Source organism: Reyranella sp. GW821-FHT12G01, from assembly GCF_058806575.1.
The window spans coordinates 492,792-506,754 of sequence record NZ_JBXAPV010000002.1; the positions used below are offsets into that span (position 1 = coordinate 492,792).

At 66.2% G+C, this 13,963-nt stretch carries 13 protein-coding genes; 4 read left to right on the forward strand and 9 right to left on the reverse strand.

The genetic code is table 11. The features are described from left to right. Positions 1-2 precede the first annotated feature (2 nt). The 3 genes from AC1RP5_RS21830 to AC1RP5_RS21840 all read right to left on the reverse strand — a co-directional run bounded on the left by AC1RP5_RS21830 (position 3) and on the right by AC1RP5_RS21840 (position 3,658). Positions 3-941, reverse strand: coding sequence for an ABC transporter permease (locus AC1RP5_RS21830; protein WP_493114211.1), 939 nt, complete (start codon positions 939-941; stop codon positions 3-5). A 1-nt stretch (position 942) separates the two neighbouring features. Continuing rightward, positions 943-1,938 carry an ABC transporter permease gene (locus AC1RP5_RS21835; protein WP_493114213.1) on the reverse strand — a complete coding sequence of 332 codons (996 nt, stop codon included), beginning with the start codon at positions 1,936-1,938 and terminating at the stop codon, positions 943-945. A gap of 103 nt (positions 1,939-2,041) precedes the next feature. Next, positions 2,042-3,658: an ABC transporter substrate-binding protein gene (locus AC1RP5_RS21840; protein ID WP_493114215.1), complete on the reverse strand. Its 1,617-nt coding sequence runs from the start codon at positions 3,656-3,658 to the stop codon at positions 2,042-2,044. 202 nt (positions 3,659-3,860) lie between these two features. Here AC1RP5_RS21840 and AC1RP5_RS21845 point away from each other — a divergent pair, with 202 nt between their 5' ends. The 3 genes from AC1RP5_RS21845 to hemA all read left to right on the forward strand — a co-directional run bounded on the left by AC1RP5_RS21845 (position 3,861) and on the right by hemA (position 6,961). Beyond that, a complete protein-coding gene (locus AC1RP5_RS21845) occupies positions 3,861-5,273 on the forward strand; it encodes an aspartate aminotransferase family protein (RefSeq protein WP_493114217.1) in 1,413 nt (470 codons plus the stop codon). A gap of 2 nt (positions 5,274-5,275) precedes the next feature. Next, the gene (locus AC1RP5_RS21850) at positions 5,276-5,629 is read left to right on the forward strand and encodes a hypothetical protein (RefSeq protein WP_493114219.1); all 354 of its coding nucleotides are present in this window, start codon (positions 5,276-5,278) and stop codon (positions 5,627-5,629) included. 108 nt (positions 5,630-5,737) lie between these two features. Continuing rightward, positions 5,738-6,961, forward strand: a complete 1,224-nt coding sequence (gene hemA, locus AC1RP5_RS21855; RefSeq protein ID WP_493114221.1) for a 5-aminolevulinate synthase — start codon at positions 5,738-5,740, stop codon at positions 6,959-6,961. A gap of 3 nt (positions 6,962-6,964) precedes the next feature. On the opposite strand, the gene AC1RP5_RS21860 is transcribed toward hemA, so the two are convergent. Further along, complete coding sequence (locus AC1RP5_RS21860; RefSeq protein WP_493114223.1) at positions 6,965-8,179, reverse strand: MFS transporter; 1,215 nt, start codon at positions 8,177-8,179, stop codon at positions 6,965-6,967. Between the two features lie 71 nt (positions 8,180-8,250). Between AC1RP5_RS21860 and AC1RP5_RS21865 the strand changes: the two genes are divergently transcribed. Then, positions 8,251-8,676: a hypothetical protein gene (locus AC1RP5_RS21865; RefSeq protein WP_493114225.1), complete on the forward strand. Its 426-nt coding sequence runs from the start codon at positions 8,251-8,253 to the stop codon at positions 8,674-8,676. Positions 8,677-8,682: 6 nt separating this feature from the next. Here AC1RP5_RS21865 and AC1RP5_RS21870 read toward each other — a convergent pair whose 3' ends face one another. The 5 genes from AC1RP5_RS21870 to gor all read right to left on the reverse strand — a co-directional run bounded on the left by AC1RP5_RS21870 (position 8,683) and on the right by gor (position 13,835). Continuing rightward, the gene (locus AC1RP5_RS21870) at positions 8,683-9,054 is read right to left on the reverse strand and encodes an STAS/SEC14 domain-containing protein (RefSeq protein ID WP_493114227.1); all 372 of its coding nucleotides are present in this window, start codon (positions 9,052-9,054) and stop codon (positions 8,683-8,685) included. A 4-nt stretch (positions 9,055-9,058) separates the two neighbouring features. Continuing rightward, positions 9,059-9,688: a glutathione S-transferase family protein gene (locus AC1RP5_RS21875; protein ID WP_493114229.1), complete on the reverse strand. Its 630-nt coding sequence runs from the start codon at positions 9,686-9,688 to the stop codon at positions 9,059-9,061. 17 nt (positions 9,689-9,705) lie between these two features. After that, positions 9,706-10,854 carry a nicotinate phosphoribosyltransferase gene (locus tag AC1RP5_RS21880; protein WP_493114233.1) on the reverse strand — a complete coding sequence of 383 codons (1,149 nt, stop codon included), beginning with the start codon at positions 10,852-10,854 and terminating at the stop codon, positions 9,706-9,708. Positions 10,855-10,896: 42 nt separating this feature from the next. Further along, positions 10,897-12,345, reverse strand: coding sequence for a class II 3-deoxy-7-phosphoheptulonate synthase (locus tag AC1RP5_RS21885; RefSeq protein ID WP_493114235.1), 1,449 nt, complete (start codon positions 12,343-12,345; stop codon positions 10,897-10,899). Between the two features lie 95 nt (positions 12,346-12,440). After that, positions 12,441-13,835 (reverse strand): glutathione-disulfide reductase, encoded by a 1,395-nt coding sequence (gene gor, locus AC1RP5_RS21890; protein WP_493114237.1) that lies wholly within the window; start codon positions 13,833-13,835, stop codon positions 12,441-12,443. Between the last annotated feature and the right edge of the window lie 128 nt (positions 13,836-13,963).

The window sequence follows — 13,963 nt, forward strand, 5'->3', positions numbered from 1 at the left end:
ACCTATCGCAGTTTCGGATTGAGGGCGTCGCGCAACCAGTCGCCCAGCAGGTTGACGGCCAGGACCAGCGCCGCGAGCGTGACGCCCGGGAAGACGGTGATCCACCAGTCGCCCGATTGCAGCACGTCGTTGCCGAGGCGGATGAGCGTGCCGAGCGACGGCTCGGTCGACGGCAGGCCGACGCCCAGGAACGAGAGCGTCGCCTCGGTGATGATGGCGAGGCCGAGGTTGATGGTCGCGATGACGAGGACCGGGCCGGTCACGTTGGGCAGTACGTGGCGCACCATGATCAGCAATGGCGACAGGCCGATCACCCGCGCCGCCTGCACATATTCCTTGTTCTTCTCGACCATCACCGAGCCGCGCACCGTGCGCGCGTACTGGACCCAGAAGCTGAGCCCGATGGCGCCCACGATGACGAAGACGGCGATCTCGTCGTGGCGCTGCACCGAGATCACGCTGCGCACGATGCCGTCGATCAGCAGCGCGACCAGGATCGCCGGGAAGGTGAGCTGCACGTCGGCCACGCGCATGATCAGCGCGTCGATAGCGCCGCCGAAGTAGCCGCTGAGCAGGCCGAGCGCGATGCCGATCGTCATGGCGACGATGACCGACGCGAAGCCGACCACCAGCGACAGACGCGTGCCGTACATGATGGAGGACAGGATGTCCCTGCCCTGGTCGTCGGTGCCGAGTGGGAATGCCCACTCGCCATCCGGCGATATCAGCACCGGCGGCTTCAGCCCGTCGCTGAGGCTGAGCGTCGCCGGATCGAACGGCGTGTGCGGTGCCAGCACGGGCGACAGGAACGCGATCACGATGATCAGGATCGTGCCTACGGCGGCCACGACGGTGAGCGACGAGGACTTGAAGCTCCACCAGATGTCGCTGTCGGTGATCCGATGCAGCCAGCCCGGCTGAGCAGTCGAACGGTCGCTCATCTCAATGCCCCGCCACGCGTGCCGTGCCACCCTGACTGCGCAGGCGCGGATCGACGACGAAATAGAGAAGATCGACCGTGAGGTTGATCAGCACGAACAGCAGCCCGATCAGCATCAGGTACGCGGCCATCACCGGGATGTCGGAAAACTGCACGGACTGGATGAAGAGCTGGCCGACACCCGGCCAGGCGAACACCGTCTCGGTGACGATGGCGAAGGCGATCAGCGCACCGAGCTGCAGGCCGGTGACGGTGATGACCGGCACCAGTGTGTTCTTCAGCGCATGGCCGAAGTTGATGGCGCGATTGGTGAGGCCCCTCGCCCGCGCGAACTTGATGTAATCGGTGCGCATCACCTCCAGCATCTCCGAGCGCACGAGGCGCATCAGGAGCGTGAGCTGGAACAGGCCCAGGGTGATCGACGGCAGGATAAGTGCCTGCAGGCCCTTGATCGTCAGGAAGTTGGTCGGCCACCAGCCGAACAGCATGACCGTCTCGCCGCGCCCGAAGGATGGTAGCCAGTGCAGCCAGACCGCAAAGACCAGGATCAGGAGGATGCCGATCACGAAGGTCGGCAACGAGATGCCTATCAGCGATACCGCCTGCATCAGCCGGCTCGACCAGTGCTTTGGATAGAGGCCGGTATAGACGCCCATGGGCACGCCCACGAACAGGGCGAAGATGGCGGCGCAAAACGACAGTTCCAGGGTCGCCGGCATGCGCTCGACGATCATCCGGCCGACCGGCTCGGAGGTACGGTAGCTCAACCCGAACTTGCCCTGGGCCGCATTGCCGATGAAGCGCAGGAACTGGATCGGCGGGCTGTCGTTCAGGCCCAGCCGCTCGCGCAGCGCTTCACGCTCGGTGGCGGGCGTGTCCTGGCCGACCATGGCGTTGATCGGGTCGCCGACGTAGCGAAAAAGGGAAAAGGCCACCAGACCGACCGTCAGGAGCACGGCGATCGATTGCAGAAGTCTTCTGAGAATGAAGGCGATCATCTGTTCTTCTTGGCCTGGCGCAGCCCTAGCAGGAAAGACGCCAGAACGGAACCGGGCCCGGTCGCAGCGTGTCTGCGGCCGGGCCCGGTTGTTTGTGGTGTGGCTACTTCAGGTTGACGAAGCGCAGCGGGAAGCTGTTGTCGGCCGGCTGGACCAGGTCGACGTTCTTGCGCGTCGCCCAGACCAGCGCCTGCTGGTGCAGCGGGATGTACGCGAAGTCGTCGACATAGAGCTTGGTCGCCTCGGCGATCATGGCGTCGCGCTTGGCCTTGTCCGTCTCAACCTCGACCTTGTTCGACAGTTCGTCGAACTTCTTGTTCGAGTAGCCGCCGGCGTTATAGAGGCCCTTCTTGGCCTTCGCGTCCGGCGTCTGGATGATCTGCTCGAAGACGTTGTGGACGTCGTACGTCGTCGCCGGCGACCAGCCCAGCATATAGAAGCTGGTGTTGCTCGGCTTGCCGTCCGAGGTGCTGCGCAGGATCTTGGCGAAGTACAGATTGCGCGTCTGGGCGCGCAGATTCACCTTGATGCCGATCTTGGCGAGCATCGCCACGACGGCCTGGCAGATTTTCTCGTCGTTGACGTAGCGATCGTTCGGGCAGTCCATGCCGGTCTCGAAGCCGTTCGGATAGCCGGCGTCAGCCAGCATCTTCTTGGCTTCCTCGGGCTTCAGCAGCGCGGGACGCTTGTCGAGGTCCTTGGTGTAGCCGTTGATGCCCGGGGCAACCATCAGGTTGGTCGGGAACGACTGGCCGCGCATCACGGTGCGCTTGATCGCGTCGACGTCGATCGAGCGGTGCATCGCCTCGCGGACGCGCTTGTCCTTGAAGGGGTTCTTGCCCTTGATGTTGCTCTCGACCAGCTCGTCGCGCTCCTGGTCGAAGCCGAGGAACACGACGCGCGTCTCCGGCCCTTCCAGGACCGTGACGTTGGCGTCCTTCTTCAGGCTGTCGGTGTCGGCCGGCGGGACCTCGTAAGTCATGTCGATGTCGCCGGCCTTCAGCGCGGCGATGCGGGTCGCGGCGTTCGGCACCGGCGTGAAGATCACCTCGGTCAGGTTATGAACCGGCTTGTCCCACCAGGTCGGGTTCGGCACGAGAACCGTCTTCTCGCCGGCGCGGCGCTCCTTCAGCATGAAGGGGCCGGTGCCCATGGCGTTGCGGGTCGCGAAGTTCTCTTCGTTCTTGATCATGTCCGCCGGCTGGACGGCGTTGTTCTTCTCGGCCCACGCCTTCGACATGATCGAGATCGACGCCCACTTGTCGGCGAGCAGCGGATCGGGAACGCTGGTCGTCACCTCGACGCGGTGATCGTTGATCTTCTTGATCTCCTTCATCGAGGAGAAGTTGCCGTTGACGTTCGAGCCCGGGCCGTTGGCGCGGTTGATCGAGAAGATGACGTCGTCGGCGGTGAACGGGGTGCCGTCGCTGAACTTCACGCCCTCGCGCAGGTCGAAGAACCAGGTGTTCGGGTCGGTCTGGCCCCACTTCGTGGCGAGCGCCGGCTCGAGCTTGAGGTTCTTGTCGCGGCGAACCAGCGGGTCATAGATGTTCGCGGTGAAGGTCAGGAGGAACGTCTCCTGGCGGGCGTAGGGGTCCATCGAGCTGACGTCGCCCGAGTTCGCCCACTTGAAGGTCTTGGCGTCGGCCGCTGGTGTGAAGGCGAAGGCCGAACAGGCAAGCGCCGTCAGCGCCACTGAATGCCGCAGATTGAAGTTCATGGATTTTACCCCTTCGTGATCCCCGTTCGCTCCCGCAGGTGGGCCTCCCCGGCCGCCGGCCCTGCGTGGGCGCATATCTCACTCAAATTGCACCGCGGCTATGGGGCCGTCAATTGCACAAAAAATTTGCATGGTCAGATACAGTGAACTTCTGCCTCAACCGGGCTATCGTGCCGCCCACCACAGTTTCAGGGGTACCGGCATGAATGACATTCCTCGCAGTTTCCGCGGCAATTCCAACTCCGCGCGGGACATCGCCCACCATCTCCACCCCTACACCAACTTCAAGAAGCACGAGACGACCGGTCCCCTGACCATCGTGCGCGGCCGCGGCGTCTACGTGATGGACGACGACGGCAAGGAATACCTCGAGGGTATGGCCGGCCTCTGGTCGGCGGCGCTGGGCTTCAGCAACGAGCGTCTGGCGACCGTCGCCTACGAGCAGATGAAGCAGCTGCCGTTCTACCACGCCTTCAACCAGCGCTCCCATGAGCCCGCGATCAACCTCGCGGAGAAGCTGAAGTCGATGGCGCCGGTCGAGATGTCGAAGGTGTTCTTCGCCAACTCCGGCTCCGAGGCCAACGACACCGTCGTGAAGATGGTGTGGTACATGAACAATGCGCTGGGCCGTCCGCTCAAGAAGAAGATCGTCTCGCGCACCAAGGGCTATCACGGCATCACCGTGGCCTCGGGCAGCCTCACCGGCCTGCCGGTCAACCACCGCTCCTTCGATCTGCCGATCCAGGGCATCATCCACACGACCTGCCCGCACTTCTATCGCTTCGGCGCCGAAGGCGAGACCGAGGAGCAGTTCGCGACGCGCTGCGCCGAGGAACTCGAGGCGCTGATCATCAAGGAAGGCGGCGCCGAGCATGTGGCCGCCATGATCGCCGAGCCGGTGATGGGCGCCGGCGGCGTGATCGTGCCGCCGAAGGGCTACTACGAGAAGATCCAGGCGGTCTGCCAGAAGTACGACATGCTGTTCATCGCCGACGAGGTGATCTGCGGCTTCGGACGCACCGGCAACGTCTGGGGCAGCCAGACCATGAACATCAAGCCGGACATCCTGACCTGCGCCAAGGCGCTGTCGGCGTCGTTCCTGCCGATCTCGGCGGTGATGATCAACGACAAGGTCTACCAGGCGCTGATGATGGAGAGCGACAAGGTCGGCACCTGGGGACACGGCTTCACCTACTCCGGCCATCCGGTGGCGGCAGCCGTCGCGCTCGAGGCGCAGAAGATCTACGACGAGACCGACCTGTTCGGTCACGCCAAGCGCATGAGCCCGATCTTCACCAAGCACGTGCAGTCGTTCGCCGATCATCCGCTGGTCGGTGAAGCGATGAGCATCGGCATGATGGGTGCGATCGAGATCGTCGGCGACAAGAAGACCAAGGCGCCGCTCGACCTCGGCGCCCCCGGCGCAGCCGGCCTGCGGGTCTACAACCACGCCGTCGAGCGTGGCCTGTTCGTGCGCAACATGGGCGACCGCGTCGCGATCTGCCCGCCGCTGGTCATCACCGAGACCGAACTCGGTGACCTGTTCGGCCGCCTGCACCAGGCGTTCGACGCGACGCTGGCCGACCTCAAGTCGGAAGGCCTGTTCAAGGGCTGAGCGTGAGCGCCGGTTCCGAAGGCGGCGACGCGACGTCTGTCGCCACGCCGCCTTTCGGGACGGGCCAGCGCATCCGCACCCGGGCGATCTGGGCGGTGTCCCTGTTCACCGCCGCGATCCCGCCGGCCGTCGTGGGCCTCGGCATCGCGACGGCCACCGACGATCAAGTGAACGTCGCAATGCCCCTCGCCCTCTTGTTCTGGGCGCTGGGGTTTTTGTTTGCTCTGTGGGCTGCCGTACCGACGCTGCGCCACTGGGACGGCCTGCCGGGGCAAACGCGCTGGCTGGGCGCACTGCCGCTTCTGTCGGTCTCCCTTTTTCTCAGCATCGCGCTCATCGTGCCGCTGCTGCGCTGACATTTTCTGCGAACCGTTCTTAGTTGTCGTCACAGTCCCGCGACCAATTGTGTCTCCGGGGAAAAACTGGTTGCGACTAAAATCGGCACGCGGGAGACACACGCGCAAATGGATTACGAAGCTTTCTTCAACGGCCATCTGGGCCGGCTGCGCGACGAGGGCCGTTATCGCGTCTTCGCCGAACTGGAGCGTATCGTCGGCGCCTTTCCACGCGCCCGTCTTCATCGCGAAGGCGAGACGCCGCGCGACGTCACCGTCTGGTGCAGCAACGACTATCTCGCCATGGGCCAGAATCCCGCCGTCGTCGAGGCGATGCAGGCCGCGATCGGCGCCCAGGGCTCGGGCGCCGGCGGCACCCGCAACATCTCCGGCACCAACACGCTGCACGCCGCGCTGGAGCGCGAGCTGGCCGGCCTTCACAGCAAGGAAGCCGCCCTCGTCTTCACTTCGGGCTACGTCGCCAACGAGACGACGCTGCAGACGCTGGGCGCGATGCTGCCGGGCTGCGAGCTCTATTCCGACGCGTTCAACCACGCCTCGATGATCGCGGGCATCCGCCACTCGGGCGCGACCCGCCGCATCTTCCGCCACAACGATCCGCGCCATCTCGAGGAGCTGCTGTCGGCGTCCGATCCCGCGACGCCCAAGGTCGTGGCCTTCGAATCGGTCTACTCGATGGATGGCGACATCGCCCCCATCGGCGAGATCTGCGACGTCGCCCATCGCCATGGCGCCCTCACCTATCTCGACGAAGTCCATGCCGTCGGCATGTACGGCGCGCGCGGTGCAGGCGTGGCCGAACGCGACGGCGTGCTGGACAAGGTCGACATCGTGCAGGCGACGCTTGCCAAGGCCTTCGGCGTGGTCGGCGGCTACATTGCCGCGAGCGCCGCCACGGTCGACTTCGTGCGCTCCTGCGGCTCGGGCTTCATCTTCACGACGTCGCTGCCGCCGGCGATTGCCGCCGCCGCACTCGCCAGCGTGCGGCTGGTCAGCAGCCAGCCGGAACTGCGCGTCCGCCACCAGGAGCGCGCCGCCACCCTGAAGCGCCGGCTCGCTACGGCCGGTCTTCCCGTCATGCCGTCGACCACGCACATCGTGCCGGTCGCCGTGGGCGATGCCGCGCTCTGCAAGCAGGCGAGCGACCTGCTGCTCGACCGTCACGCGATCTACGTCCAGCCGATCAACTATCCCACCGTGCCGCGCGGCACCGAGCGCCTGCGCCTCACGCCGACGCCGCTGCACGGCGACGACGACATGGCCCGCCTCGTCGCGGCGCTGCAGGACGTCTGGCAGACATTGGGTATCGGCTTCCGCGCCGCCGCGGAGTAGTCCCTACTCGACCGTCCGCATCGACCAGAGGCGCGACTTCAACAGCACGATCGCGATCATCAGCAGCATCGCGAGCGCGGGGAAGAGCAGCGCCGCCTTCAGTCCCCAGATCGAGCAGATTGTGCCGGTAAGGAAGGCGCCGATCGGGCCGCCACCGCTCAGGCCCAACTGGAACAGCGACATCAGGCGCGCGCGATGGGTAGCCGGCGCCACGATCTGAACCACCGTCCGGCTCTGCGTCATGGTGATGCCGGCGCCCAGGCCCCAGACGAAGATCAGTGCCAGGAACACCGGGAACGGCGGCAACTGCGCCAAGGACAGCAGCACGACGGCGCCTGTCAGGACTGCACCGCCGATCAGGCGCCCGCGCAGGGTCAGCCGTCGCGCGATGCCGGCCAGCGCCATGCTGGCCACGATGGTCGCGGCCCAGAAGGCCAGGTTCATGTAGGAGAGCTCGGCCGCGCCGCCGGCATAGTGGTCGCGGATTGCCAGCGGCAGCACGGCCATGAACGGCCCGACATAGAAGATGCCGACACCGAAGTTCAGCAGCAGGACCGGCCAGATCTGATCCGACTTCGCCGCCGCCGACACGCCCTCGCCCATGCTACGCCAAAAGCCCTTCGACTCGGTCTTGGGATGCGGCGGCGGGTCGGGCAGCCGGCGCACGAACAGGCATCCCGCCAGCACCATGGCCGAATGCAGCAGCAGGAGCGGCAGCGCGCCGAACCGGTCGGCGGTCGAGGCGCAGGCGATGCCCAGAAGCTGACCACCGAACTGCAGGGCCGTCGCCAGCGCCACCGCCTTGGGCAGGCCCCCCTTCGGCGCCACGACCGGCAGCAGCGCGTCGCGCGTCGGGATGGCGAAAGCGCCGATCGCACCGGCCGCAATGCCGTAGGCGATCAGCAGCGGATAGCTGAGACCGCCCGACCACAGGACGAGCGCCAGCGCGAGCGGCGGCAGGGCATAGAGCAGATGGTAGCGCAGCAGCAGCGCGCGGGCGTTGCCGCGGTCGGCGACCAGCCCGCCCAGCGGCAGGAAGAGCAGCGACGGCGCCATGACAGCGGCCTGCGCGACGCCCACGGCAAAGGCGTCCATGTGCAGCACGACGGCGACCAGCCAGGGGAACAGGACCATCTGGATGCCGAGCGGCACGAACCAGGTGGCGAGTCCCGCCAGATAGACCGGAAAAGCGTTTACAGGGGGCTTGCCTTGATCCAAGGCTTATCCATCTATATCTTGTAGGCACTTAGTGCCCGTTGCTCATGCAATAGTCAAAGGCGCAGAAGCTAGTGTCGACCTTCAATCGCAACACCCTGGTCAAGGTCCTCGAGATCCTCGACAGCAGCCACGCCCAGGAGGCGCTGGCGGCCGCCAAGCTCGCCTCAGCCATGGTACGTGAGGCCGGCCTGACCTGGGACCAGATCATCGACGACGCGGTCCTGCCGCGCACCGCCGCTCCCGCCCCTGCGCCGCCCCCGGTTCAGGAGCAGGTCGCCGTGCCGGCGCGCCAGCCCGGCAGCGGCCCCTTCGGCTATCGCCGCGAGCGCGAGCTGTCGCCGCACGAGCAGTTCTTCATGGTGCTGCTGAGCCCGCGCACACCGGTCGACGTGAAGCGCAAGCTGCGCGCTTGGGAAGGCCGCGTCCTCGACGGCGAGATCACGCCGCAGGAAAGCGCCGATCTCCAGTTCATGTACCAGAGCTTCGTGGTCGGCTGAGGCCGGCTAGAGCGGCTGCAGGACGATCCAGCGGCGGGCGTCCTCGACATTGTCGAAGATGCGCATGGGCCGCTTGGCCGATGCCATGATTCCCAACACGCGCGACACGAGTTCCGCCTTCTCGCGCGTCAGCGCCACGGCGAGTGCGCCGACCTGCCCGTCATGATGTCCGGCCCGGATGCGGGCGCCGATCGCCATGAAATCATCGGACGTCATGCGCGTCTCGCCCCGCATGCCGTCGAACAGCTTGCGGTACGAGACCAACCCGGCGCTCTCCAGCACGTCGAGGAAAGCGTCGGCGTCGCTGCGCGTCACGTCGCCCTCGGCGACGACGGTGATCAGTCGCTCCCTGGAATCGATCGTCCAGTGAACCGGCATCGCGTCAGGCGGCGAGCAGGACGCTCTGCTCGCGCTCCAGCACCCGCTTCACGGCAGGCCGCGCCAGCATGCGGTCCTTCCAGGCGGTGTAGTTCTTGAGTTCGCCGACCGGCAGGCCGATGCGCTTGCCCCAGCCGTAGAAGACCAGCGCGTAGCCGTCGACCACCGAGAACTCGTCGCCCAGGATCCACTGCTTGCCCGCGAGAAGACCGTCGATCTCCTTCAGGTTGGCGAGGAAGTTGTCGCGGCCTGTCGCCTTGAGATGATCGAACACCGCCGTGTCGGTGGCGAAGCGCTCGGGGCGACCGACATGGGTGAAGTTCGGGTGCACGGTGTTCGAGAACCACGCCATCAGCGAGATGGCGCGAGCCCGCAGAACGGGATCTTTCGGCATCAGATGCTGCGCGTACGTCGCGGCGACGTAGTCGAGGATCGCGGTGTTTTCGACGATCGTGCCCGCGTCCACCACCAGAGCCGGCACGCGGCCGCGCGGATTGATCTTGAGGTACTCGGGCGTCCTCTGTTCGCTCTTGGCGAAGGAGATCTCCTGCGAGTCGAACTTCGCGCCGCTCTCTTCGAGGCCGATATGCGAGGCCGTGGCGCAGGTGCCCGGCGTGAAATAGAGCTTCAGCATGTATGCCTCTCCCCGGATCAAAGCGGTTTGGTCGCGCCGGCCGGCCTGTTGCGATGCAGGAATTCGCGGCCGATCTTCACACGCTTCTCGCCGTCATATTCGACGATGTCGGCGGTGGCATAGGTCTCCGACCAGTTGGACGGCAGGAACGAGCCCGAGCCCACCACGTCGATCGGCGCCTTGGCCTCGGCCATGATGCGGCACTTGGCCGGACCGAAGCCCGAGGACGCCACGATCTTCACCTTGTCGAAGCCGTTGCGGTCGAGTTCGGCGCGCAGATGGAAGATCGCCGCCGCCGACACGCCGGTGCCGACGAGATAGCGCAGCTCCTCCTCGCTCCGGTAGCCGCGGATCGATTCCGGCGAGAAACGCTCCAGCACGGCATAGGACGATGCGGGATCGAGCCCTTCGATGTAGCGGCCGCCGGTCGTGTCGAGACGAAGCGACAGGTTTCCCTGCGCGGCCAGCTCGGGAAAGCGCCGGCAGACTTCGAGCGAGTCGGAAATCTCGCGCGCGAAGTAGTCGACCAGCACCGTCATGCCTTCCGTCGGGAAGGTCTCGTGGAACATCTCGGCGGCGCGTAGGGTCGAACCGGCATAGCCGATCAGGGCGTGCGGCATGGTGCCGAGGCCGAACTCGCGCCCGAAATAGTGCGCGGTGGCGTGCGTCGCATTGCCGATGAAGCCGATGGCGCCGACCTTGCGCTTGGCACGGGCCGAGCCGACCGAGGCCGCGTAGGCCATCATCTCGGCCATCTCCTGGCCCGCGCAGTGACGCGCATCCATCGCGAGGAAGGCCGACTTCGGCATGTCCGCGCACATGGTCCAGGCATTGTAGGCCGCCACGCAGGCGGGGCCGAGCTTCTGCAGGAAGATCGTCTCGAGATCGACCAGGTGGAAGAACGAGCCAGTGATGTACATCATCGGCTCGCCGGCGCCGACCCACTTGCCCTCGCGGTAGCGCAGGTCGAGATCTACCGTCGCGTTGCGCGCGCGGCAGGTTTCCTGCAGCCATTCCAGCGCGAGCCGCGGCGCGAACACCACGGGCCGGCGCATGAAGATCGCATAGGTGACCTTGCAGTCGCCGAACTTGCCGACCACCTGCTTCGAGCGATTGAAGTAGTGGTCGGTATAGCGTTCGATCTCGCCATTCTCAGGATGCGTCATCGGCCCTCCCCGGGCTCTCACGCGCTCAGCCGCTGACGTGGGTCAGACGGCCGGGCGCGCCCTCGCGACCGACAGGCGCTCGGCCTTGAGCTGCTCGGCGAGCAGGAAGGCGAGTTCCAGCACCTGGCTGGCATTGAGCCGCGGGTCGCACTGCGTCTCGTAGCGTTCGTTCAGGTTGTCGACGGTGATGTCGGTCGAGCCGCCGATGCACTCCGTGACTTCCTGGCCGGTCATCTCGAAATGCACGCCACCCGGATGGGTGCCTTCGGCGCGGTGCACCGCGAAGAACGCCTTCACCTCGTTCAGGATCGAATCGAAGTGGCGGGTCTTGCGGCCGTTGTTTGCCGTGATGGTGTTGCCGTGCATCGGATCGCACGACCAGACCACGGACTTGCCGGCACGCTCGACCGCACGCACCAGCGGCGGCAGCTTTTCGGCCACCTTCTCCGCGCCCATGCGCACGATCAGGACGATGCGGCCCGCCTCGTTGGTCGGGTTCAGCGTATCGATCAGGCGCAACGTGTCGTCGGTCGAGAGCGACGGGCCGCACTTGAAGCCGATCGGGTTGCGGACGCCGCGCAGGAACTCGACATGCGCGCCGTCGGGCTGGCGCGTGCGATCGCCGATCCACAGCATGTGGGCCGAGCAGTCGTACCAGTCGCCCGAGGTGGAATCGACGCGGGTCAGCGCCTCTTCGTACTGCAGCAGCAGCGCCTCGTGACTGGTGAAGAAGTCGGTCTCGGCGATCTGCGGCGTCGTCGCGGAGCTGAGGCCGCAGGCGGCCATGAAGTTCAGCGTCTCGTCGAGGCGCGCGGCCAGATCCTCGTAGCGCGCCGAAGCCGGCGAGCTGCGCACGAAGTCGAGGTTCCAGCGGTTGACCTCGTGCAGGTCGGCATAGCCGCCCTGGGCGAAGGCGCGCAGCAGGTTCAGCGTCGCGGCCGACTGGTTGTAGGCCTGCACCATGCGTTCGGGATCGGGCAGGCGCGCGGCGGCGGTGAACTCGAAGCCGTTGACGTTGTCGCCACGGTAGGACGGCAGCTCGACGTCGCCGATCTTCTCGACGTTGGACGAGCGCGGCTTGGCGAACTGGCCGGCCATGCGGCCGACCTTCACCACCGGCACGCCGGCGCCGTAGGTCAGGACGACGGCCATCTGCAGCAGCACGCGGAACGTGTCCCGGATGTTGTTGGCGGTGAAGTCGGCGAAGCTCTCGGCGCAGTCGCCGCCCTGCAGCAGGAAGGCCTCGCCATTGGCGACCTTGGCCAGCGACGCCTTGAGCTTGCGCGCCTCGCCGGCAAACACCAGCGGCGGATAACGGCGCAGGCGGGCCTCGGCGCCCGCCAAGGTGGCGGCATCCGGATAGACCGGCATCTGCAGGGCCGGCCGGCTACGCCAGCTGGTCAGCGACCAATCGGCCGCGCTCGAGCTGCGGGACTGGCCCTTTGCGGGGTTGCGCGAATCGGCCCTGGACTGGCCCTGGATCGCGGTCATCGATTCCTCCTCGACCCGCGGGCCAAAGGGGCCGGCGGGGTGGGTGAAACTATACGTGCTGTGGATAAAAGGCCAGCCGGGAGGCTGGCCCCGTTCTACTCCGCGGCTGCCCGGGTCGGGGCCGAATCCGCCCGCGCCGTGCGCATGGTTACGAACTCCTCACCGGCGGTCGGGTGGATACCCACGGTGGCATCGAAATGGGCCTTGGTGGCCCCCGCCTTCATGGCCACCGCCAGGCCCTGGATCAGCTCGGCCGCGTCGTCGCCCACCATGTGGATGCCGACCACCCGGTCGGTCGCCGCCTCGACGATCATCTTCATGAAGGTGCGCTGGTGGCGGCCCGAGATCGTGTACTTCATCGGCCGGAAGGCCGCGGTGTAGATGCGCAGGTCGCCGAGCTGCTGCCTGGCCTGCTCCTCGGTCAGGCCGACATTGGCCATCTCGGGCTGGCAGAACACGGCCGACGGGACGTCGTGGTGGTTGGCCTTGCGCGGCTTCTTGCCGAACTCGGTGTCGGCGAAGCAGTGGCCTTCCATCAATGCGACCGGCGTCAGGTTGATGCGGTCGGTGACGTCGCCCACCGCCCAGATGTTGTCGGCGGTGGTCTTCGACCATTCGTCGACGGCGATGGCGCCCGCCTTGTTGAGTTGGACGCCCACCTTCTCCAGGCCGATGCCCTTGGTGTTGGGCGCACGGCCGGTCGCGTACATCACGCAGTCGGTCTCGATCATGCCGCCCATCGGCGTGTGGACCTCGAACGGGCCGCTCTTGCCGTCCGCGCCCTTGGCGACGATGCGGCCGATTTCCATTTCGGTGCGCATGCGGATGCCGCTGTCCTTCAGGGCCTCGTGCACGAAGGTACGGCATTCCTCGTCGAAGCCGCGCAGCACGCGATCGCGCCGCAGCACGAGATCGACCTTGGCGCCGAGCCCGTTGAAGATGCCGGCGAACTCGACGGCGATGTAGCCCGCGCCGACGATGGTGATGTGCTTGGGCAGCTCCGGCAGATGGAAGGCATCGCTCGAGGTGATCGCCAGTTCGCAGCCGGGGATCGAGGGGATCACCGGATGGCCGCCGGTCGCGATCAGGATCTTCTCGGCGGTGATCGTCTCCTCGCCGACCTGGATCGTGTGGCGGTCCATCAGACGGCCGCGGCCCATGTGCAGCTTCACGCCCGCGCCGTCGAGCAGGCGCAGATAGACCGCGTTCAGCCGGTCGACTTCCTTGTTCACGTTGTCGCGCAGGGTCGCCCAGGAATGGGTCGGCGGGGCGACCGTCCAGCCAAAGGCCTCGGCGTCCTCGAATTCGTGCGCGAACTTGGAGCCGTACATCAGCAGCTTCTTCGGCACGCAGCCGCGGATCACGCAGGTCCCGCCGACGCGGTAATCCTCGCAGATGCCGACGCGCGCCCCGTGGGTCGCCGCGATGCGCGAGGCGCGCACGCCGCCCGAACCAGCGCCGATGACGAACAGATCGTAGTCGTAGGCCATGGGTTATCCCCAGTGAGAACAAAACCTCAACGCGGCCATAATTCGGTCGCGGGGCAGACTATATCGGGGCCTAGACGGGCCGGTAAGGGAAATGGCGCGTGTATTGCTGTCTTCCGACACAACTTTAA

Coding starts and splice junctions, on each gene's coding strand:
- AC1RP5_RS21885 (WP_493114235.1), bottom strand. CDS start 12,345: ATGACCGCGATCCAGGGCCAGTCCAGGGCCGATTCGCGCAACCCCGCA.
- AC1RP5_RS21845 (WP_493114217.1), top strand. CDS start 3,861: ATGAATGACATTCCTCGCAGTTTCCGCGGCAATTCCAACTCCGCGCGG.
- AC1RP5_RS21880 (WP_493114233.1), bottom strand. CDS start 10,854: ATGACGCATCCTGAGAATGGCGAGATCGAACGCTATACCGACCACTAC.
- AC1RP5_RS21875 (WP_493114229.1), bottom strand. CDS start 9,688: ATGCTGAAGCTCTATTTCACGCCGGGCACCTGCGCCACGGCCTCGCAT.
- AC1RP5_RS21830 (WP_493114211.1), bottom strand. CDS start 941: ATGAGCGACCGTTCGACTGCTCAGCCGGGCTGGCTGCATCGGATCACC.
- AC1RP5_RS21835 (WP_493114213.1), bottom strand. CDS start 1,938: ATGATCGCCTTCATTCTCAGAAGACTTCTGCAATCGATCGCCGTGCTC.
- AC1RP5_RS21870 (WP_493114227.1), bottom strand. CDS start 9,054: ATGCCGGTTCACTGGACGATCGATTCCAGGGAGCGACTGATCACCGTC.
- AC1RP5_RS21840 (WP_493114215.1), bottom strand. CDS start 3,658: ATGAACTTCAATCTGCGGCATTCAGTGGCGCTGACGGCGCTTGCCTGT.
- hemA (WP_493114221.1), top strand. CDS start 5,738: ATGGATTACGAAGCTTTCTTCAACGGCCATCTGGGCCGGCTGCGCGAC.
- gor (WP_493114237.1), bottom strand. CDS start 13,835: ATGGCCTACGACTACGATCTGTTCGTCATCGGCGCTGGTTCGGGCGGC.